Raw genomic sequence first — 20,799 nt, forward strand, 5'->3', positions numbered from 1 at the left:
GGAGACCCTACACATTTGATTCGTCGAAACTTTGTTCAGTTTTCAAAGGTCTACATAAGTTAACAACGAGTACTGATTATAAACTACAATTCAAAGTGTGTCAAGATAATTTTGATTTATAATTATTAAGTATTCACACACGTAAATGTATAAATAACCATTTATCCTTCCTCTAGTTAACCCTGTCAAACAACCAACAATAATTTAAAAATATCCTTACAGGAATTATTTCTAACCTCATGCATGTCACTGACAACAATGAATATAATACCAACTATTCAACTTTACGTCAACAACTTTTTTATTTTTTTGCATATAATCTGAATTGATTCAATTTATCTGAATTTTATTTTTTATGAATATTCACTTTTAGGCAATAATAATTTGTTTACTCGCCTTATTCAGCCATTTTAGTGTCCAATTTAATAATTTTTGATTCGTTATTAATTTTATTGTTCGTCTTCTTATAAAAGAAGCACATGCAAAAATAATTGCGTGTGCTTCTTAACGAGATTATTAATCTTACTTGATTACTTCAACTCCGTGCATATAAGGCTGCAGAGCTTGGGGTACATTCACAGTTCCATCCTCATTCTGATAATTTTCCAAAATAGCCGCAACCGTTCTGCCTACAGCGAGGCCTGACCCATTCAATGTATGGACAAACTGTAACTTGCCATTTTCATCACGATATTGAATATGTGCGCGACGAGCTTGGAAATCTTCACAGTTTGAGCAGCTCGATATTTCACGATACATATTTTGCGCAGGAATCCATACTTCAAGATCATGCGTCATCGCAGCAGAAAAACCCATGTCTCCCGTTGAAAGAGTAATTATATGGTATGGAAGACCTAGTTTTTCTAAAATACTTCCCGCATTTTTGGTCATTTTTTCTAATTCGTCATATGAATTTTCCGGTTTGCAATACTTAACCATTTCAACCTTGTTGAATTGATGCAGCCTAATCAATCCACGCGTATCTCGACCAGCGCTTCCCGCTTCAGATCTAAATGCCGGCGATAGTGCTGTAAAGTAAACTGGCAATTTTTCGTCTGGAATAATTTCATCACGATAATAATTTGTCAGAGGTACTTCAGCAGTAGGTATCAAAGTCAGATCCTGTCCTTGAATTTGAAAAACATCCTCTTTAAATTTAGGAAATTGACTAGTCCCAAACATCGAAGCTCCATTAACTAAGTACGGAGGTAATATTTCTGTATATCCCTCTTTTTCATGCTCATCCAACATAAAATTATAAACTGCTCTTTCAAGTTTAGCTCCTAGACCCTTATAAAAAAGGAAGCGACTTCCAGAAACTTTTGCGCCGCGTTCAAAATCCAAAATATCAAGATTCTCACCTATTTCCCAGTGAGGTTTTGGTTCAAAATCAAATTTCCGCGGTTCGCCTACAACCTTTATCTCCACGTTAGAATCTTCATCCGGTCCAACAGGGATAGTCGGGTTAGGAAGATTAGGAAGACGCGCAGCCATGTCTTTCACACTTGCTTCAATGGCTTTCAATTCCTCTTCTAAAGCCTTTATCTTAGCTCCGACTTCTTTCATATCAGTAATCTGTTGACTAGCATCTTGTTTGTTTCTTTTTGCAGCTGCAATGGCTTCAGATACTTCGTTTCGTTTCTGACGCAAAGTTTCGCTATCAACAACCAATTCGCGCCGCTTTTGATCTTCTGCGATCAATTTATCAATCGTTTCTGCTTTTACGCCACGTGTTGCCAACCGTTGCTTTATCTCCGCAGCATTTTGACGGATCATTTTAATATCTAACATCTTGTTTCCTCCTTAATTTACAAACTAAAAAAGTCTTCTCATCCCTAATTGGGACGAAAAGACTAGATTCGCGGTACCACCCAAGTTCGACAAAAAGCATCGCACTCAAAATAATAACGGTCTCCCGTGCAGCATTACCTGCCCATACAACTGAACGCTGGAATTTCGACGTCATGGTTTGCAGCGACCACCATGTCTCTTCGTGTCTACTTATGGCGAACTTAGATGTTTTCACTATTACTTTTAAATACATCATAATATCAATTGTCTAAAAATTCAAGTACTAAAAACACCTTCCAAAAGCGGCTTATTCCTTTTTGATGTCTGTTCGTTTCAAATCAATTGACTCTAGGGGTATCAATTTAGTGTGGTATTTAATTTTATAGTACAGATAAAGAACCAAGAACAGCGGCACACTCATATAACTGACCCCTATTGCTTGCCAGTCCCAATTAGCGAAAGATTTCAAGTCCTGGCCCACAATTACCAAAATACAGAGTATCAATGACAAAACAGGCCCTAAGGGAAATAATTTAGCTCGATAACGCAATTCGTCCAAGGATTTCCCTTGTTTCTTAAAAGCCCTCCGAAACCGATAATGTGAAATTGCGATTCCCAGCCATGCAATAAAGCCGGTCAATCCGCTGGCACTAACCAGAAAAGTATATATTCTTGTCCCATACACACTGGCTAAAAATGTGAATAACCCTACAACCGTAGTTCCTAAAAGTGCAGGAAATGGAATCCCCCGAATATTTAACATTCCGAAAACTCTAGGTGCATCTCCACTGCGTGCCAGTGAATACAACATTCGCGTTGAAGCATACATTCCAGAATTGGCAGACGACAATACAGATGTCAGAATAACAGCATTCATGACGCTCGCGGCTGAAGCCAGCCCTGCTCTGCGAAAAACAAGTGTAAATGGACTAATTGTAATATCGTTTGTGCTGGAACCTAGTAAATTAGAGCTTGTATACGGAATTAAGCAGGCTATAACAAAAATCGATAAGATGTAGAATAGCAAAATTCGCCAAAAAACTTGTTTAATTGCTTTGGGAATACTTTTTTCCGGTGTTTTTGATTCACCAGCAGTTATTCCAATCAATTCTGTACCTTGAAATGAAAAACCAGCAACGACAAAAACACTTAGAATCGTTGGAATACCACCAACGAACGGAGCTTTTTTATAGAAAAAATTCTCCAATCCAACAGCATGTCCGCCCATAATACCGACTATCGTCAACATACCAACGATTAAAAAAATAATAACGGTTATCACTTTAATCAGTGCTAACCAATATTCTGTCTCACCAAACGACAGAACCGAAAATGCATTGATGCAAAAAATAATAGCCAGTGCAGCCAAACTAAAAATCCAGCTTGGCACATTTGGCAGCCAAAACTTCATTACAAGCGCCACCGTACTGATATCAACAGCTAATGTTATTGCCCAATTAAACCAATAATTCCATCCCATTGCAAAACCAAGAGCAGGATCAACGAAACGTTTAGAATACGTCGCAAAAGAGCCCGTTACAGGTAGGTACGTTGCCATTTCACCTAAACTTGTCATCAAGAAAAAAACCATTAATCCTATTCCAATATACGCAACAAGTGCTCCCCCAGGGCCGGCCGTACTAATTGCCGAACCGCTGGCAACAAAAAGCCCAGTTCCTATGCTTCCGCCTAATGCAATCATTGATAAGTGCCGTGTTTTAAGCGCTCTTCTAATATGCGATTGCTGCGGATGTTTATTAACTCCCATCTTTAAACAAACCTCCCTAATTTTGAGGCCCCTATACATATGCTTCAATCACCGCACTCAAAAAGCCTTGCCGCTGATACTGTATCGACAAGGCTTTTTATAATAGTCAGTTTAATAAACCAAAACTCAAAGTCATATTCGATAGCGCTCCGCAATTAATTGCGACAGTTCCCAGCCTATTAAGCTGAACCCCAGCCGTACACCGTTAAAGCGGCATCAGCTTCGGCAGATTCTCCTTTCATTATTTTTCAACGGTGCTTTACCACCTCAAAATAACTACTGATATCATCTGCGACCTCTCTTCGACAAAATATTTTACCCTTTTATGGCTCTAAAGACAACACTAAACTATACGACTGTTAAAACTTACTGAGACGTACCAAAATTAATGTATTTGATCCTCCAAAATTTGTTTGCCAAGCTCTTGATTGAAACTATAATCAACAGGAATATCAACTACCACTGGCCCCTTGGTAGCAAATGCTTGATCCAAAACTTTGCCGAGTTCACTTGCTTGTGTTACACGCAAACCTGTAGCGCCAAAGCTTTCAGCATATTTAACAAAATCAACAGGTCCAAACTTTACACCCGCAGCACGTCCGTATTTCAACTCTTCTTGAAATTTGACCATGTCGTAATTTCCATCATTCCAAATAATATGAACGATATTCAGTCCTAAGCGCACAGCTGTTTCCAAATCTTGACTTGAGAAAAGAAATCCCCCATCACCCGAAACAGAAACGACTTGTGTTTCAGGGCGAACCAGCGCAGCAGCTATCGCCCATGGCAAAGCTACTCCCAGTGTCTGCATACCATTGCTGAACAACAAATGACGCGGTGAATAACTTCTAAAATGACGTGCCATCCAAATATAAAAGCTTCCTACATCGACCGCAACGGTCATGTCATCAGTAACTCTTTTTTGAAGTTCACGAATAACACTTAACGGGTGGTTCAAAATTTGTCCCTCTTTGACCGCGGGTGCTTCATCCCGTTCTTCGAATTTAATATGCAATTCACTTAAATACTTCTTTGAGACATCTGAAACTTTGTAACCTTTCATATATGGCAAAAGAAAATCAAGTGTTTGCGCAATATCTCCAACCAATTCACGCTCAGGCTGGAAGTTTTTATCAATTTCCGCCCGCATTGTATCAATTACAACAATATTCGCTTTCCCATCTGCATTCCAGTTTCGTGGTTCATATTCAATCGGATCATATCCAATCGCTACAACCAAATCACTGCGTTTCAATAGCTGATCACCAGGCTGATTGCGGAACAAACCTACACGCCCAAAGAAATCTTCTTCCATTTCATGCGGAATAATACCTGCACCCTGAAACGTTTCTACAACCGGTAGATGAGTTTCCGCGATCAAATTGCGAATGGCTTTAGTCGTTTCTGGCGAGGAGGCACGCATCCCCAGAAGCAATACCGGCAATTTAGCCGCCTTGATCCGCTGTGCTAACAAAGTTGATTCAATCGGACTAGCAGGCCCCAGCTTAGGCGCTGTCAATGGTTTGATAACACGGGTTTTCACTTCCGAATCAGTTACATCCTGAGGCACTGATACAAACCCGGCTCCTTGTTTGCCAGCTTCTGCTTCCTGATATGCATTAGCAATTACTTCAGAGATATTTTCAGGGTCCTGAACTTCTGCACTATATTTAGTAATAGCAGCAAACAAAGCTGAATTATCCATACTTTGATGGGTCAAACGAAGTAGATCCGTTCTTTGGACTTGACCAGAAATCGCTAATACAGGATCACCCTCGGCCGTTGCCGTAACCAATCCTGTTGCCAGATTACTTGCTCCTGGGCCTGATGTAGTTAACACAACTCCCGGTTTGCCTGTGATACGGCCAATTCCCGCTGCCATGAAAGCCGCATTTTGCTCATGCCGCGTCAGAATCAATTTTGGTGTCTTGGGTGAAGCTGGATTTTCCAAACTTTCAAAAACACGATCTATTTTCGCTCCTGGAATCCCGAAAACGTATTCAACACCGTGGTTAATCAAACTATCAACAATCGCATCGGCTCCATAATACTTTTCATCATCTTTCATCTTACTAACTCCCTTTTGACTAAAAAGATTTCTTACATTAAAAAATTACAGCATAAGTACACCTTTTGATAACCATTTCAAAATTCATCATAGCATTGCACTTAGGCAAATACTAGTATCTTTTATGCTTGTGATTTTATTAATAAAAAAATAAACCAAACAATTATCATACCAACTATTTCGAGTGTTAAAAGTTTGTGAACTTGTCTCAAAGTAAGCTGTTACATTGTCGGTAAAAAGAAGTCTTTTACAGCGCTATTTAAGATAATTCCATCTAAGCTTTACCGTAATTTGGCATAGTCATCAGGCTCTAGCTTGTGAAAGGGCAAACTACAGTTAACTGTTTTACATATTTTTAGTAATTTACCTTAGTTTGGGAATGACATCACTTTTGGTCACAGCTGGATTATTCCAATCTACAAGAGGGATTTCTTCCTTCCCCAGTGTTTTTGAAATAACATGATAAACGGTCTGTTCATCCAGAAACTGGCACCAGCGTTTGTCGGCTTGCTGAAAAATATCATTCATGACTTGCTTTGCTTCATGCGGAATAGGACGAAAGTCTTTAAAAACAAGATCAATAAAGCCCAAATCGGGATAAGACTGAATTTCACCTTCAGTCGCATCGACAATCTGCAATATCGTAATTTCTTTGGGATCTTTGGCTAAAGAAAACCCCCCACTATTACCCGAAACAGATGTTATCAAACCTGCAACAACTAATTTTCGCAGCAGTTTTTGCAAGTATGTCTGTGAACCGCTTATTCTTTGATGAATCATCTGTGAAGAGAGCGGTACTTTTCGATCTTGTGTTGCAAGTAAAGCAATAATACATGCCGCTTGCTCAAATCCTTTTGTTAATTGCATTTTAAAATCCTCACCTTTGAGTTACATAATTAATTAAAAATTCTACGATATGTATAAACCTGTTTCATAGATGCATTTCTCAGAAACGGATTAGGCTTGTTTTTAGCAACTAATTCAAACCCATTTTTCTCAAGAACACGTTGCGATGCATGGTTCGTATCTGAGACGATTCCAATAATTTCTTTTATATCATTTTGCTGTGCCCATATGCATATGCCACCTAAAGACTCAGTCATAAAGCCCTGTCCCCAGTAATTTGCGTTGAGCGCATAACCGGCGATCCGCTTAGCAGGCTGTGGTTCATTATATTCGCCAATTTGCTCATACAGACAAATATTGCCAATTACCTTATTTTCAGCAACATATTCAAGAACCCAAGTATGATCGTTATCCAAAATGTCATAAAAGGCGTGTACATCATTCATTGTTTTGCATACAGTGAACTCTGCTTCTTGGGCAACCTCTTCTTGTGACGCATATTCCTGTAGGTCATGTAGATCACTCTTTCTTATCCGCCTAATTCTCAATCTCTTTGTTGAAAGCATAGACTCACATCTTTCCATGTTGTCTCTGAAAATCACACCGTAAAGCTGTTCAGAAAATACAAAACTTGTGTTTCATGAACCGCTTCATAAATTTATTTTTAGATAGGAACTGCTGACTTTATTTTAGCATTTTTTTTAAGCAATATACTACTAGTTTGTAAGAGCGTAAGCTTTTACCTTTAGCATAATAAATTATCTTTCCTCTAACGATTTATATATGCTGATTGGTCATCGTTAAAATAATTTGTTAAAATATAAATAGGTTAATAATAGAGCGTTAGGGAGATGTTTGTCGGTGGCTAAGAACAGAGAAGAATCTAAAGAGGGGGATTCTAGGCGCAGTTCGAAGAAAACCCGTTCTACTCAATCTTCAAAAAAGCGGCGAAAAATAATTTTTTTCTGGATCTTATTTGGAATGGTATGCTGTCTTAATTTAGGCCTGTTTTATTTTTCACGTGTCTATAAGAATGCACGCGAGGCTACCAACACAATGTATAGCCCAAACAATGTGAAAAAAAAGCGCGACACAACCTCCTTGCTGAAAAACGGCGAACCTATTTCAATCCTTTTGATGGGAACTGACACTGGTGCACTAGGGAGAAACTTTAAAGGTCGAACAGATACGCTGATTCTTTTGACCCTAAATCCAGACAAAAAACACATGACATTGGTTAGTCTCCCGCGTGATGCCAAAGTTGCTATCACTAATTACGAAAGTTATTATCCAAGCAAATTAAATTCTGCTTATGATTATGGTGGTTCTACAACAGCTGTTAAGACAGTTCAAAAGTACCTTAATGTTCCAATCGACTTTTATGCTACGATCAATATGGGTGGCTTAGAAAATATGGTCAACGCTGTCAATGGTGTTGATGTCAAGCCAACGCTTTCCTTTTCTTATGGTGGCTACTCATTCACTAAAAACAAAATGGTTCATATGTCCGGGCCTGAGGCCTTGGCCTATGTTCGGATGCGCCACGATGACCCCCAGGGAGATTATGGGCGCCAATTGCGCCAGCGACAGGTTCTTACTAAGATTGCGGCCAACGGTAGCAGTTTAAAAAATCTGCTGAGCGAAAAATTTTTCAATGAGATTTCAAAACAGTTAAAAACGGACCTTTCATTCAACGATATTATGTTGTTGGCTTTAAAATATCGAACAGCCACACACCACATGACTTCTGACCATGCTCAAGGGGATCCAGAATTAATCAATGGCGTTTCTTTTGAATCAGTCCCAGAAGATGAGAAGCAGCGCGTTACTGATTTACTCCGCTCCTCACTTAACATTCCAAAAGCAGATACAGGGAATACGCTTTTGAATTCAGACGACACTAGCGCGACAGACAGCCAGAATTAAATATCCTGCAAAAAGCAAATAAACTGAGAAATCGTAATATTGACTTTACGCTTTCCCAGCTTATTTTTATACAATTATTCAGGATTTAAAAATTTAAGACTTTTTTTGCAAACAAGGCGTTTAAATATTCAGAAATCGCCCATGTTCACAGTCAGTTCTTAGCGTTCAATTGCCGATCTCCACCATATATACACTACTTTTCAGTGCTTTCCTATCCCCGTTTTTATATAGCTGATTAATTTTTTAAAAAGCCTATTGACAATTGTCTGGTTGAAGTAGTATATTATCCATTAGTTAAAGAAAGCGTTTACACCAAAGGAGGATTATCTATGAATGAAGAAAGTTATCTTGCTTGGGCCGAAGCAACACCACATATTTATGAAATAAATTTCAGTAATAGTGTCCTAGTCCCACAAATCGATGATTTTCCCGAAATCAACGAGCTAGGTGTTGTTACACAGCTCAAACATAAGAAATGGCGTATCGAATCTATCGTTCCGGAACTTGATGTCTTCAGTCAATGTTTCATCGCTATCATGAAAAAACATCACGTTCCAACTGAAAACTATACTATCGTTCAGCTTGAAGAAGAAAACGTCTAATTCAAGATTCTTTCTAACTAACTGTAAATATCGATTAAAGAAGAGCTATGTGCGTCTGCACATAGCTTTTTTGTTTTCGCTAAAGACATGGTACTTTGTATAACGCAAGGTTAAAATAAAAAGCTGAGCGAGGAACATAGATGAGGAAAATTGAATACTAACGTGCAATTGCGAACATAGGGTGTGTTTTTCTATGAGTGATTCAAAATCAGACGATAAATTTTGAATTACGGAACACACTTATAGGGAGTCAATGAGCTAACTAGATCAAGCTTTACGACCCCACTCCCCTTTTCACCTGCTCCTGTCTTTCTAACTTACCTAAATCATATTTGTAAAGATCAATTCTTCTGCCTTTTCCCTCGGACTCCCGTCAATACAACGCATGCACTCCCACTAAAAACCACTAAAATGACCATGCAGGAAAAGAGCATTTCGTAGGAACCCATCTCAATGATCACGCCTCCAAGCAGTGGTCCGACAGCATGACCTAAGGAAGCAGCCATGCTGACAAAACCTTGAAATCTGCCTTTTTCAGCAACACTGCTCAATTTATTAACCAGTGAAGAAATCGTTGGAAAAGTAATAACTTCTCCGATCGTCACAACAACCATAGATAAAATGAAATGAGCGTAATCCTTAGCAAAAATCAGTGACGCAAAAGCGAGTCCAAATAAAAGAAAACCTACGTATATTTTTGTATACTCATTAACATTAAAATGTTCATCAACATAATTCACTAACGGTTGGCCCAAAACAATCAATAAACCATTAAGTGTCCATAACAAACTATAGTTTCTGACAGCAATTCCCAAACTCTGCATGTAAACAGATAAATTACTTTGCCATTGAGAATAACCAATTTGAATTGCCAAATAAGTTAATAAAATTAATGCAATAATTATAATGTTTCTCGTTCCAGTTTTTACAGTTGCTTTGTTGTTTTTCTTCTGGTTCTGCTCGCGTGCCTCTTTAGTAGGATTGCTATAATACTTCTTAGCAATTATAAAAAAAAGCAAAAACAAGATAAAGGTTACCAAAAAGACATAATGAATGCTGATGTCGATAATAAAGCCCACTAAAAGTGTGCCTAAGACCACACCAACATTAGCGGTGAAATACAGCATATTAAAAACATAGCGCGAATCATATTTCTTTATTGAAGTAGCCAAAGAATTAATCAACGTATTTGCAACCGCCCCGCCAAAACCGTTGATGATCAAAAGTATTGGGTAAGCCGGCCATCCATTAAAAAAAATTAAAACAAACATTGAACTCATTGATAACCCAATTGATGCCAGCAGCCATTGGTGACTGTTTGAACGATCATAAATATACCCACCTAAATAACTTCCGATAATCATGACTACTGATTCTATACATAAAACAATTCCTGCTGTCGTCAAACTTTGCTGCAAGTAGTCATGCACATATATCGTTGTTAGTGGCCATACAAAACTCGTTCCCGTACTGGCTATCAAACTTCCTACTAGTAACCAGCTTAGTTGAATTTCCCCTTTTCTCATGCATTCTCCTGAAATACAAAAAACCGGAGTAAGACAGCTAGCTGTCTTACTCCGGTTAAATTGTTTTATAATTTAATTAATCTTTAACAACATTAACAGCTTGTGGGCCACGGTCGCTTTCTTCAACATCGAAAGTTACATGTTGGCCTTCGTCTAAAGTTTTGAACCCGTCACCTTGGATAGCTGAGAAATGTACGAATACATCGCTACCATCTTCGCGAGTAATAAAACCAAAACCTTTGTCTGCATTGAACCACTTTACTGTACCTTGTTCCATAAATAAAATCCTCCTTGTGCCTCATGGCACTAAAATAGTTGTAATTCTTGATCGGCACAAATGGGGAAAGTTATTTGAAACAATCTAACCACGGTAACCCATACAAAAATACAACCATAGTATAACATGACATTACCAAAAAAGATAGCCCAAATAGCAATTATTTTACAAATATATAATGGGCAGCTTTAAAGCTAACATTAGTTTCCTGACCCGTTTCTTCAATCAATATTTTAATGGGGCCCTCAAAAGGAGCATGATTTATTATAGTTAATTTATCACCTATGTTCAATTCAATATCATCTAAATAAGTAAGCAGATCATGATTATCAATAAAACGGTCAACGACAACACTTTGACCATCCGCTGCGTCTGCTAGGACTTGATGACTATCTTCTGTATAATCGCCATTCTTATTAGGAATAACACCGCCGTGTGGACAGTGGGATGGATGACCCAAAAAATCATCCAAGTGATCCATTAAACGTTCACTTGTTACATGTTCCAGTACCTCAGCATCAGTGTGCACATCTTGTAACTTATAGCCTAATTTAAAAACTAAGAAACTCTCCCACAACCGATGTCTTCTAACCAAATTTTCTGCAATTTTAATTCCTTCAGAGGTAAGCGAAATGCCTGCATAAGGCGTATGTTCAGCTAAACCATCTTTAACCAGCTTACCGACCATTTCTGTAACCGAGCCCGCAGCAACATTCAAGCTCAACGAAATCTGTTTATTTGAAACCTTAGTTTGTGTTCCACCTAACTCAAAAATAATCTTCAAGTAATCTTCCTTCATGGGTGTCATGCCATTCACCTCACTTAATTTATCACTGACAATAGACCTAAAAAATGAAAATTCTAATAGCCATTATACCAGAATTTTTCCCTATCTGTTTGACTAAATAAATTTAACAGTTTTCTATTCAAGATTAATTCGACTGTTCTGAAACAGGAAATTCTAATCCAAGTGTGCGACAAAGTTCTAAAAAATCAGTTGGTGGAATCACAGAAACCTCGCGCGCAGTCCCGTCAAAAGGATCTGTATACTCTACCAAATTCGCATGTAGCGCCTGCCTTGATATTTTTCTTCCCATCTCACCACCATAAAGCTTATCTCCAAACAAAGGATGCCCGCAGTACTCAAAATGCACTCTAATCTGATGCGTTCTACCCGTATGTAGTTTCACTCTGATCAATGACGCGTCTTTATTTTCTGAGACTACCCAATATTCAGTTTTAGCGTACTGTCCATTTGCCAAAACAGCTCTCCTTATTTGATTGTCTTCACGCCCAATTGGTTGCTCAATCACCCCATGTTTACTCGGTAATTTACCTTCAACAACTGCTAAATAAAGCTTATTGATCTTTTTTTCCTCAACCTGCTTATTGATCAAGCCCTGCGCCAATCGATTTTTGGCAATCAGAACTACCCCACTTGTAAACCGGTCAAGTCGAGTTATTACGTGCGGAACTAGATCCTCAGCATGATTGTCGATCAAATAGCCCTTTACCCGATTGACTAATGTTTTCGCTCGATCACTCGGACCTGGAACACTGGTCAACCCAGCAGGTTTGTTAACTACAAGCCAATTCTTATCCTCGAACAATATCTCTATTTTTTCATAGTCAGCACTAACGTCTTGATTATTTTCCGGCGGTAAACAGAGTGTCACTTCTTCGACCCCCAAAACACGATCCGTCAATAACACTCTCTTTCCGTTAACTAAAACTCTTCCGTTCCCCTTTTTTACTTGGCTTAAAAGTCGGTGGCTTACTCCACGATTTGCCAAAAAACGTTTAACAGTTACGTTCTCTTTACTGTTGTTCCATGTATACTGCATAAAACTCTCTCTTCCAATTAAAATTCTAGGATTTCCTCCTGAAAATTCCAATAATCACTCCAAACACACCGCCTAGCATCAGTAACAACCCAGCATTTTGAAAACTTGCAGCGCTAAGTTCCAGCAAATTCTCTACTAATCCGCTTGCTTGATCAGCGCGTTCGGCTATTTGAGCAAAAAAGCCACTGTTGCTGGCAATAAAAGCCAATGCCGCCATTAGTGCTCCGCTCCAAAGAGCCGATAATCCCATATAATGCATCCAACGCAATAAGGAACGATCATGAAAAATCAGAATAATTGCTAAAATGAAGGCTGTGATAATACTAATCCAAAAAACAAGTTTGTTCACGCTGTCAGCTTTATTTATCGCAGCTGTTGCCTTATCCAAGTATCTGTCTTGAATCGTCTGATCAATATAACTGTCCACACTCCCTAGTAAAGCTGTCTGAACTGCTGTAAATTCCTCATTGCTCGTTGAAATGCCTGCATTTTGGGCCTTAACTGCAATGTTTTGGCTAATCTGCTGCTTTATTTTTTGATTGTCAATTGCATTTGCTTTGCCTGCATAGACATTCTCCACAATTTCAGCCAAATCTTCTTTGACTTGCTTGGTAGTCACTAAGTTGGTCGTCATAGTCGTTGGAACACCGTTTGAAGACGCCAAATCAGCCACAACATTATTTACAGTCGTTGTAGCTTCATTGACATAATCTGATTTGGTAGCTTGTGCAATTACAAATTGCGAATTCAAAATCGTTTTCTGCAAAACATGCGTGCTTACTGCCAGAAAAAGTGTAATTCCAATCAAAACAACCAGCCAGCGGCTGATTGCATATCCTGGAATTTTCACTGTTTGGCGGCCGCGTCTGCTTAGTTGCTCCACATCCTTTTTCATTATTTCACTCCTCATCCTTCATCATCTACCTCTTTAAGTATAAACTACTATACATCAGGGACAAATAAATTAGGTTGAAATTTTGAAAATAACTACTCATTTCTGATTTTAAAGTGCTTCATAACCTTTAAACTGCATATGCCGCTGAAGATTCCAAATATTATCAAATCAATAAACGGCATCGTTGGATTTAAACCTTTTCCAGCAGTGCTTTTGTCGTATCCTGCTAAAAAATTCAGCACATTGATAACCTTCGATGATACCGTAAAACCATATCTATTATATCCATCTGCTGTCGTCATAATTCCAACAACAAACAATGTTATCAGAGCCAAAAATATCAATCGCCGTTGTTTTTTAGTGAAAAGGCTAAAAATACTTCCAATCAAAATACAAAAGAGCGAGAATACAAAAGACGATAGTATGGCAAAAAGAAAGCTCATTAGATATGCAACCGTGGTGTTTTTGAAGAATCCCCCATATATCTGCATAAACAGTGAGTATTTTTCCCAACCAGTGCCACTCAATGTCTGTCTAATCAGAAAAACATACAAGATGCCTATTACTTGGCTCAAGCCACTAATCCCTAAAAAAGCAATGACTTTGGCTTTCCAGTATGTACGCCGTGAAATCCCATTTTGGATCAATATTTTAAAATCACTGTAACTCAACAGTGCAAGACATCCTATAATAATATAAAGCATTGGCCCGAGAGTTATATTTCTAATTGCTTCAACTAAATTATAGTTGGTTCCCGTTATAAAGGATAATACCATTGGGAAAACAATTCCACCAAGCAACAGCCACATCAATACATATAGTAGCTGACGAAAGACACGTTTGGATAGGAAAAAAACAACATTTTTCTCTTTTACTGTCATCACTTTTTTTCCCCCCTTGCGTTCGTTAAATTAATAAATAGTTTCTGCAGATCCATCTTTTCGACTGTAACTGTATCAGGCAGGATCCGTTCGCTGTCTAACTCACCGAAAACATAACTTCCTTGAATATTGCCTAAAGTCTCTTGACCGATAACATTTAATCCAGCCGTGTACTGCTCAACTTCTTTTACAGGACCGGCAATCAAGTAAGCTTTCTCAAGCACATCGTCAACGTCACCATCGACAATAATTTGTCCATCTCTTATTACAAAAACATGTTCCAAGCTATTTGCAACTTCTTCAATCAAATGTGTCGAAATCACAAATGTCTTCCCCGTTTTAACATAATTATCGACTAATTCGCGGTAAAATAGTTCACGATGATTCGCATCCAGTCCCAAAACTGGTTCATCCAAGAAAACATATTTGGCTGGTACACAAAGCGAAACAATCAATTTAAAAATCGTACGATATCCTGTCGATAATTTTCCAAATTTTTGATTTAAATCAAGTTCAAACATATTTGCCAATTTTTGTGCATAATTGTAATCAAAATTTCCGTACAGTAGCTCTGTAGTATTGAATAATTGCCTTAACTTGCTGCTGTTAGAATAAAGGTTTCGTTCACTCATCAAATATAGTTGTCCAAGCGCCTCATCATTCTCAAAAACAGTGTTGCCATCCAACATTACAGTCCCCTCATCTGAAAATATACGATTGGTAATAATGCTTAGCAATGTACTCTTTCCCGCGCCATTACGTCCTAATAGACCGTATATTTTCCCGGGTTTGATCTGAAGATCGATATTTTTTAAGATCGTTGCTTTATTGAAAGATTTTTTGATTTCCTTAACAATTATTCCATCCATACTTAAAACCCCCTTTTTATCAATTCAACCAACTCTTTTTGAGAGATCTGTAATTTTTTGGCCTCGCTAATCAGCTTAACTACCTCATCCTGATAAAAAAATTCTCTTCTTTTTTCAACAATCCTTCTTTGTGCGCCTTCCGCAACAAACATCCCGATTCCCCGTTTCTTTTCAATTAACCCGTCTGCAACAAGTAAATTCATGCCTTTTAAGACCGTTGCCGGATTAATATGGAAATCGCGTGAGATTTCCGTGGTCGAAGGTATTTGTTCGCCTTCTAAGTATGTCTTTGTAAAAATAGCCTCTCGAATTTGCTGAGCTACCTGCAAATAAATCGGTTCTGAACTGTTGAAATTAAAACGCATCTTTTTCACCTCGTCATCCGTAGGACAGAATTATTTCAATCACTTTGTCCGTTTTTCTTTTTTAGTACGATACGTCCATACATCAAAACCATGACTACATAATAACCAAAATATAATAATGCAAATATAGTAAACGGCACCCAGATAGCATAATATGGATTTTCCAACAATCCTTCAAAGAGCTTCAATCCAAAGAGCACATGCATTACACCGAGTACTCCAGGTATAGCAAAAAGGATTGCAATCTCTTTTTTTATTGCATTTTTAAGTTTCGATCGTCTTACGCCTAATTTTGCAAGCATTTGATAGCGTCTAACATCCGCAAAAGCCCCAGAGAGAATTTTAAACATTAGACAACTTGCTAGCATAGCCAGAAAAGCAATCCCTAAAAAGGCCCCCATAAATTCAAAGCCTCCATAAATTGCCTTCAGCTGTTTGAAACTACCAAAGCTTCCATTGACAAGATTATCCTTAGGCCTCTGCCCTGTAATTGACATCCCATTTTTATTTTTTGCATTCTCAACTTTTTGCAGCAAACCATAATCGTTCGTTATGTTTTTAACTCTAAACAGAAACAAAGTCTCCGTTTTTGTATTAATTCCTGCAAATATATTTTTGTCAGCAATTTTCACAGAATGCTTGCTGTTGGCAGTTGGCAAAAACGTCATGATTTCATCGCTGTTTTTTTCAAGTGCTGCAACTTTTTGATCAACGTATTTAATATTATACAAGCTACTACCAAATTTGACTATTTGAAACGGGGCGTGCCTTAATTGATTTTTGTCGAAATAGACAGTGCTCTCATCAATTTTCAGCTTATAAGTACTTCTTTTCGTGATATCCATCTCAGATAGCCATTTTTTCTGCTTTTTGCTTGGATTCACAATTCCAAGTGTATATGCTGACTGAGCACGAGCTGTGTTCTCAATAGAATTTCTAAAACCGATCCCCGTCGTTATGGCTCCCAAAGCTAACGCAAAAAGCATCGAAACAACTGTCAATATCTTGGTATAATCATGTATTCTATATTTTAATTGTCCCAGTGTAAAAGCATTCAGCTCCTTTTTGGACATCTGAGTCTTCTTCAAAAAATCGATGATTACAATTATACTAGCATTAAACAGGAAATATGAACCCAACGATAAAGAGAGTAATGCTGCTGGGATTGTTTTTTGTTTTAGAATAGACGGCTCGGACATTACCCAGTACCCAGCGATCAAGAACAACATCCCCATAAAGGCCTGTAGAAGCTGTATATACCAGGACATGAAATTTTTGCTGACTACCTGTTCACTTTTGAGAAGATGCAATGCTGGTTTACGCACCATAACAATTGTGTTAACAAAGGCTCCCAGCAAAAACAAAGCCAAATACAAAAACACAGTCCATAAAACAGCTTTCATCCAGAAGGGTTCATAATACTTAGGTGTTATTCCCAACATTTTCGTTAAAAGTTGAGGAACAAATGAACTAGCTAAAACACCCCCTGCAATTCCCATAGTTGTTGACAAGATTCCTATCAATATCGTTTCCAACCACACAAGTTGGCCGATCTTTTTCTTTTTTGCGCCTAACATCATAAAGAGCCCATAATCACGTTTTCGCATATTCAGCAGAAAACTATTAGCATAATTGAGATAGACAAATGTTATCAGCACTAACAACGTCGAACCAAAGTTAAAAATATAACCGGTAAAACTAACAGCTTCCCCGTTAGCATGCAAATACCGGTCATTTGTTGCCAATGTCTCAAAAAGATAAAAAATCGCACTGGAAACAACGAGCCCGGAAAGTAAAATCAAATAATCTTTCCACCTGTTTCTTAAACCGCCAATTGCCAATTTTCGTAACATCTAATCCCCCCTTATTGTTCAAATGTTCCTAAAACATCAAGAATTTCTTGGTAAAAAGCACTTCTCGTCTGTTCATTTTCTTTAATCAATTCACGGCCAATACATCCATCTTTAATAAAAAGAATTCTATTGCAAAAACTTGCTGAAAAAGCATCATGTGTCACCATCAGAATAGAGGTTGCATGTTCTATATTGATTTTAGTCAAAAGCTTTAACATTTCACGTGCTGACTTTGAATCAAGTGCTCCTGTCGGTTCATCGCCAAATAAAATTGCCGGATTATGGACTAAAGCTCTGGCACAAGCTACTCGTTGTTTTTGTCCACCTGATAGTTCATAAGGGTACTTCTTCAATAAAGCAGAAATTCCTAAGATTTGTGTAACTTTTGTTACCTTTTTATCTATTTCACTTGCAGAGCAATTTTGCAGGGATAAAGGTAAAGCAATGTTTTCAGCTGCCGTCAGGCTTTCGATCAAATTAAAATCTTGAAAAATAAATCCGATTTTTTGAGCTCTGAAATCAGCTAAATGGTTACCTTTTAATGAGCTGACTTCATCTCCAGCTATTTTTACTGAACCCGCTGTCGGCTTGTCAAAAGTTGACAGCATATTCAGTAATGTTGTTTTCCCTGAACCTGAGGCACCCATTATGCCTACAAATTCGCCTTTCTGCATCTCAAAGTCAATTTGCTTAAGTGCCATGTATTTTTTTTCGTTTCTTTTACCATAGATTTTTTGCAAATTTACAACTTTAACAACTGGTGTCTTCAACATTAATTTTCCTCCATTGCTCCTTTGGTTAGTTACTTATGCAGTTAACCATATCACTAGTTATTTAAAAAATCAACTTTTATCTAATAAATACAAAAACAGATGTACTAACAATTATTATGCTTCGAATATTAACTACGAATTACAAATATATGCTCATAATTCATAAGTACACAGAAAATATAACTATTGAAAAAATTAATTTACAATCCAAAATTAAAATAAGGAGATAGATCAAAAATTAGATTTTTGATCTATCTCCTCTGCAATATACGTATTAATTTGTTCCAGTGGTTAACTTTTCTTGTGCTCTATCAATTATTTTAATTTGCTAAAAACATAAAAGAAACATCTACAACAACTAAAAAAATTTCTCTAACAGCTAGATTCCAGCCCAGAAATCACTTGATGCTGATACCTCTTCTGAAGCTTTTTAAAAGCCCGATGTCATCTGTCTGCAAAATCAAACCTGAATATATTTTCCCAACATAGAATGTCAGTCCGAATGTGCTGGCCAATAAAATCAACAGTGAAATAATGACTTGCACCGTCCCTGCACTTCCATCGATTATTCTGATAGGCATAAAAAATGAAGACAAAAATGGGACAAATGACAGTACTTCAACAATAATATTAGTTGGATTTTGTCCCAGCATCAAGGCCCCAAAGAACCCCACCATCACTATATACAAAGCCGGCTGTGTTGCTTTAGTTGCATCTTCAGGGCGAACAACTAGCGCCCCACAAAGTGCAGCTAAAACAGTGAATAAAACAACACCTGCAATGACATATATCAAGTTCAAGGATCCTAAATTAGCAATAATTTTGTCAATAAAAGTTTTATTATCATTGAAAATCTGTTTAGAAAATTCAAATCGAGGCGCAAGACTGTATAGTATGCTTCCTCCCAAAATATATATCAAAATTTGAGTTGCAATCACACAAAAAATGCCCCCGATTTTACCATAAAAATACTTTTGTGCTGTCATGCTCGAAAAGATCATTTCCATAATCTTAGTGCCTTTTTCAGCAGCAATTTCCTGTGCTGTTGCCGAAGTATAAGTTATTAGTATGAAATACATTATAAAAAGCAATAACATGAAAGAAGCCGTCTTTATTGTTTCTTGATTATCGTTGTTATCGGTCTTAACAACCTGCTCAAACTGCGGTTGCATTCCCAGTGCCTTAGCTTGGGCTTGGCTTAAATCTGCACTCTGCACATTAATTTCTTGCTGCTTTTGACCAATCACTTCTAAAAAACTTCTTTTTTCATTTTGAGTTAAGTGCTTCGTGCCATGATAGACCGCAGCTATTTTATTTTTACTTTGTTCTATCTTCAAGTAGCCTTTGATCTTATCATTCTTGACAGCTTGTTTGGCTCGCGTCGTCGTTCCGTATTTTGCAGTCACAGTTTTGCTGTTTTGCAATTCGTGCCGTAACGATGCGTCAGTTGTCACAACCGCAACTTGATTATTATTCTGCCCAGTATTGGAAGATACATACCCTACACCAAAGGAAATTAGAATAAAGACAAAAGGCGAGATTACAAGTATCAAAAAGCTCCATGCCTTAACTTGGCGTCGATAAGTTTCTCTTATCACGACTCCGATTTGACTCATTTATTTTCACCCGCTTTTATTTTGAATATTTCGTTCAAGGTCGGTGGTTGCTGATCAAAGGTTTGAACATATTCGCCCTTAGTAATCGTCTCAAAAAGCTCTGTCCCATACTTTTCATCATCTAATTCCAAACGGTAGCTTCCAGATTTAGTCTGTGAAACCCTTCTTACGTGCGGCAAACCCGCTAGTTGTTCTTTTGTCCAATCTGATCTGACGAAGATCCGTGTTAGTCCAAAACTGTTTCTAACAGCTTGAATATCACCATTCAAGACAACCTTTCCATTACTGATCATTATCAAATCATCACATACTTCTTCGACATTTGTCATATCATGATCAGAAAAGATAATTGTTGCTCCTCTTTTTTTCTCATCAAGAATAACTTGTTTTAACAAATCAGTGTTGATCGGGTCCAATCCGCTGAACGGCTCATCTAAAATAATCAGCTTGGGATTGTGCAACAAAGTACAGATCAACTGAATCTTTTGCTGATTTCCTTTTGAAAGACTTTTGATCTTGTCCTCTGGTTTTCCTTTGACTTGCAAACGCTCAAGCCATTCTCCAAGACGCTTTTGAACTTCCTTAGTTGAGACACCTTTAAGATTAGCTAAAAAACGTACTTGTTCAAAAACTGTCAGTTTAGGCATTAAACTGCGTTCCTCCGGCAAATAGCCAATTTGTGAATAGTGTTTTTCTGTCAATTTTTTCCCATCAAAAGTTATTTCACCCTCGAAACCAACAAAGTTCAAAATACTATGAAAAATGGTCGTCTTACCAGCCCCATTTTTACCCACCAAACCTGCAATTTGTCCGCTTGGGACAGTGAAATTGATTCCTCTCAAAACTTTCTTATCTGAAAAGTTTTTATAAAGAGCGTCAACTTTAAGCATTAATTTCCT

The 20,799-nt window shown here is 37.7% G+C and carries 20 protein-coding genes and 1 riboswitch; of the genes, 2 read left to right on the forward strand and 18 right to left on the reverse strand.

The window, feature by feature from the left end; translation table 11 throughout:
* Positions 1 to 522 precede the first annotated feature (522 nt).
* From serS to FC19_RS00940, 6 genes are all read right to left on the reverse strand, one after another.
* Positions 523 to 1,791, reverse strand: a complete 1,269-nt coding sequence (gene serS / locus FC19_RS00915) for a serine--tRNA ligase (protein ID WP_057875121.1) — start codon at positions 1,789 to 1,791, stop codon at positions 523 to 525.
* A complete protein-coding gene (locus FC19_RS00920; protein ID WP_057875122.1) occupies positions 1,778 to 2,047 on the reverse strand; it encodes a hypothetical protein in 270 nt (89 codons plus the stop codon). The genes serS and FC19_RS00920 overlap by 14 nt, the downstream gene beginning before the upstream one ends.
* A 51-nt stretch (positions 2,048 to 2,098) precedes the next feature.
* Entirely contained in the window at positions 2,099 to 3,559 is a 1,461-nt protein-coding gene (locus FC19_RS00925; RefSeq protein ID WP_057875123.1) for an amino acid permease, read from the reverse strand.
* A gap of 134 nt (positions 3,560 to 3,693) precedes the next feature.
* A riboswitch (Lysine riboswitch) is annotated at positions 3,694 to 3,868 on the reverse strand.
* Positions 3,869 to 3,944: 76 nt separating this feature from the next.
* The gene (gene alsS, locus FC19_RS00930) at positions 3,945 to 5,627 is read right to left on the reverse strand and encodes an acetolactate synthase AlsS (protein WP_057875124.1); all 1,683 of its coding nucleotides are present in this window, start codon (positions 5,625 to 5,627) and stop codon (positions 3,945 to 3,947) included.
* Between the two features lie 363 nt (positions 5,628 to 5,990).
* Positions 5,991 to 6,494 (reverse strand): RrF2 family transcriptional regulator, encoded by a 504-nt coding sequence (locus tag FC19_RS00935; RefSeq protein WP_057875125.1) that lies wholly within the window; start codon positions 6,492 to 6,494, stop codon positions 5,991 to 5,993.
* Positions 6,495 to 6,523: 29 nt separating this feature from the next.
* Complete coding sequence (locus FC19_RS00940; protein WP_057875126.1) at positions 6,524 to 7,039, reverse strand: GNAT family N-acetyltransferase; 516 nt, start codon at positions 7,037 to 7,039, stop codon at positions 6,524 to 6,526.
* 295 nt (positions 7,040 to 7,334) lie between these two features.
* Between FC19_RS00940 and FC19_RS00945 the strand changes: the two genes are divergently transcribed.
* Together FC19_RS00945 and FC19_RS00950 are read left to right on the forward strand one after the other, a co-directional pair.
* Positions 7,335 to 8,399, forward strand: coding sequence for an LCP family glycopolymer transferase (locus tag FC19_RS00945; protein WP_476703308.1), 1,065 nt, complete (start codon positions 7,335 to 7,337; stop codon positions 8,397 to 8,399).
* Positions 8,400 to 8,728: 329 nt separating this feature from the next.
* On the forward strand, positions 8,729 to 9,001 hold the full coding sequence (locus FC19_RS00950; RefSeq protein ID WP_057875128.1) for a hypothetical protein: 273 nt from the start codon (positions 8,729 to 8,731) through the stop codon (positions 8,999 to 9,001).
* 341 nt (positions 9,002 to 9,342) lie between these two features.
* Here the strand turns inward: FC19_RS00950 and FC19_RS00955 are convergent, their stop codons facing one another.
* The 12 genes from FC19_RS00955 to FC19_RS01010 form a co-directional block, all read right to left on the reverse strand.
* Entirely contained in the window at positions 9,343 to 10,527 is a 1,185-nt protein-coding gene (locus FC19_RS00955) for an MDR family MFS transporter (protein ID WP_057875129.1), read from the reverse strand.
* A 76-nt stretch (positions 10,528 to 10,603) separates the two neighbouring features.
* On the reverse strand, positions 10,604 to 10,804 hold the full coding sequence (locus FC19_RS00960; protein WP_057738235.1) for a cold-shock protein: 201 nt from the start codon (positions 10,802 to 10,804) through the stop codon (positions 10,604 to 10,606).
* Between the two features lie 160 nt (positions 10,805 to 10,964).
* Entirely contained in the window at positions 10,965 to 11,612 is a 648-nt protein-coding gene (locus tag FC19_RS00965; RefSeq protein ID WP_057875130.1) for a metal-dependent transcriptional regulator, read from the reverse strand.
* A gap of 124 nt (positions 11,613 to 11,736) precedes the next feature.
* Positions 11,737 to 12,648 carry an RluA family pseudouridine synthase gene (locus FC19_RS00970; protein WP_057875150.1) on the reverse strand — a complete coding sequence of 304 codons (912 nt, stop codon included), beginning with the start codon at positions 12,646 to 12,648 and terminating at the stop codon, positions 11,737 to 11,739.
* A gap of 25 nt (positions 12,649 to 12,673) precedes the next feature.
* Positions 12,674 to 13,543, reverse strand: coding sequence for a hypothetical protein (locus FC19_RS00975; RefSeq protein ID WP_057875131.1), 870 nt, complete (start codon positions 13,541 to 13,543; stop codon positions 12,674 to 12,676).
* 92 nt (positions 13,544 to 13,635) lie between these two features.
* On the reverse strand, positions 13,636 to 14,427 hold the full coding sequence (locus FC19_RS00980; RefSeq protein WP_157061229.1) for a hypothetical protein: 792 nt from the start codon (positions 14,425 to 14,427) through the stop codon (positions 13,636 to 13,638).
* On the reverse strand, positions 14,424 to 15,293 hold the full coding sequence (locus FC19_RS00985) for an ATP-binding cassette domain-containing protein (RefSeq protein ID WP_057875133.1): 870 nt from the start codon (positions 15,291 to 15,293) through the stop codon (positions 14,424 to 14,426). Before FC19_RS00985 ends, FC19_RS00980 begins: the two co-directional genes overlap by 4 nt.
* A 2-nt stretch (positions 15,294 to 15,295) precedes the next feature.
* Positions 15,296 to 15,658 (reverse strand): GntR family transcriptional regulator, encoded by a 363-nt coding sequence (locus tag FC19_RS00990; protein ID WP_057875134.1) that lies wholly within the window; start codon positions 15,656 to 15,658, stop codon positions 15,296 to 15,298.
* Between the two features lie 35 nt (positions 15,659 to 15,693).
* Entirely contained in the window at positions 15,694 to 17,511 is a 1,818-nt protein-coding gene (locus FC19_RS00995; protein WP_057875135.1) for an FtsX-like permease family protein, read from the reverse strand.
* A gap of 11 nt (positions 17,512 to 17,522) precedes the next feature.
* Positions 17,523 to 18,284: an ABC transporter ATP-binding protein gene (locus FC19_RS01000; protein WP_057875136.1), complete on the reverse strand. Its 762-nt coding sequence runs from the start codon at positions 18,282 to 18,284 to the stop codon at positions 17,523 to 17,525.
* Positions 18,285 to 18,682: 398 nt separating this feature from the next.
* A complete protein-coding gene (locus FC19_RS01005; RefSeq protein ID WP_057875137.1) occupies positions 18,683 to 19,900 on the reverse strand; it encodes an ABC transporter permease in 1,218 nt (405 codons plus the stop codon).
* Positions 19,897 to 20,790 carry an ABC transporter ATP-binding protein gene (locus FC19_RS01010; protein ID WP_057875138.1) on the reverse strand — a complete coding sequence of 298 codons (894 nt, stop codon included), beginning with the start codon at positions 20,788 to 20,790 and terminating at the stop codon, positions 19,897 to 19,899. Before FC19_RS01010 ends, FC19_RS01005 begins: the two co-directional genes overlap by 4 nt.
* Between the last annotated feature and the right edge of the window lie 9 nt (positions 20,791 to 20,799).

The organism is Liquorilactobacillus aquaticus DSM 21051, assembly GCF_001436755.1.
GTDB classification, from domain to species: domain Bacteria; phylum Bacillota; class Bacilli; order Lactobacillales; family Lactobacillaceae; genus Liquorilactobacillus; species Liquorilactobacillus aquaticus.

Bases quoted from the DNA above. Each gene is read 5' to 3' on its own strand.
- FC19_RS01005 (WP_057875137.1), bottom strand. From the start codon at position 19,900: ATGAGTCAAATCGGAGTCGTGATAAGAGAAACTTATCGACGCCAAGTT.
- FC19_RS00920 (WP_057875122.1), bottom strand. From the start codon at position 2,047: ATGATGTATTTAAAAGTAATAGTGAAAACATCTAAGTTCGCCATAAGT.
- FC19_RS00970 (WP_057875150.1), bottom strand. From the start codon at position 12,648: ATGCAGTATACATGGAACAACAGTAAAGAGAACGTAACTGTTAAACGT.
- FC19_RS00960 (WP_057738235.1), bottom strand. From the start codon at position 10,804: ATGGAACAAGGTACAGTAAAGTGGTTCAATGCAGACAAAGGTTTTGGT.
- FC19_RS00985 (WP_057875133.1), bottom strand. From the start codon at position 15,293: ATGGATGGAATAATTGTTAAGGAAATCAAAAAATCTTTCAATAAAGCA.
- FC19_RS00975 (WP_057875131.1), bottom strand. From the start codon at position 13,543: ATGAAAAAGGATGTGGAGCAACTAAGCAGACGCGGCCGCCAAACAGTG.
- FC19_RS00935 (WP_057875125.1), bottom strand. From the start codon at position 6,494: ATGCAATTAACAAAAGGATTTGAGCAAGCGGCATGTATTATTGCTTTA.
- FC19_RS00955 (WP_057875129.1), bottom strand. From the start codon at position 10,527: ATGAGAAAAGGGGAAATTCAACTAAGCTGGTTACTAGTAGGAAGTTTG.
- serS (WP_057875121.1), bottom strand. From the start codon at position 1,791: ATGTTAGATATTAAAATGATCCGTCAAAATGCTGCGGAGATAAAGCAA.
- FC19_RS00940 (WP_057875126.1), bottom strand. From the start codon at position 7,039: ATGCTTTCAACAAAGAGATTGAGAATTAGGCGGATAAGAAAGAGTGAT.
- FC19_RS00995 (WP_057875135.1), bottom strand. From the start codon at position 17,511: ATGTTACGAAAATTGGCAATTGGCGGTTTAAGAAACAGGTGGAAAGAT.
- FC19_RS00925 (WP_057875123.1), bottom strand. From the start codon at position 3,559: ATGGGAGTTAATAAACATCCGCAGCAATCGCATATTAGAAGAGCGCTT.
- FC19_RS01010 (WP_057875138.1), bottom strand. From the start codon at position 20,790: ATGCTTAAAGTTGACGCTCTTTATAAAAACTTTTCAGATAAGAAAGTT.
- FC19_RS01000 (WP_057875136.1), bottom strand. From the start codon at position 18,284: ATGTTGAAGACACCAGTTGTTAAAGTTGTAAATTTGCAAAAAATCTAT.
- FC19_RS00965 (WP_057875130.1), bottom strand. From the start codon at position 11,612: ATGACACCCATGAAGGAAGATTACTTGAAGATTATTTTTGAGTTAGGT.
- FC19_RS00950 (WP_057875128.1), top strand. From the start codon at position 8,729: ATGAATGAAGAAAGTTATCTTGCTTGGGCCGAAGCAACACCACATATT.
- FC19_RS00990 (WP_057875134.1), bottom strand. From the start codon at position 15,658: ATGCGTTTTAATTTCAACAGTTCAGAACCGATTTATTTGCAGGTAGCT.
- alsS (WP_057875124.1), bottom strand. From the start codon at position 5,627: ATGAAAGATGATGAAAAGTATTATGGAGCCGATGCGATTGTTGATAGT.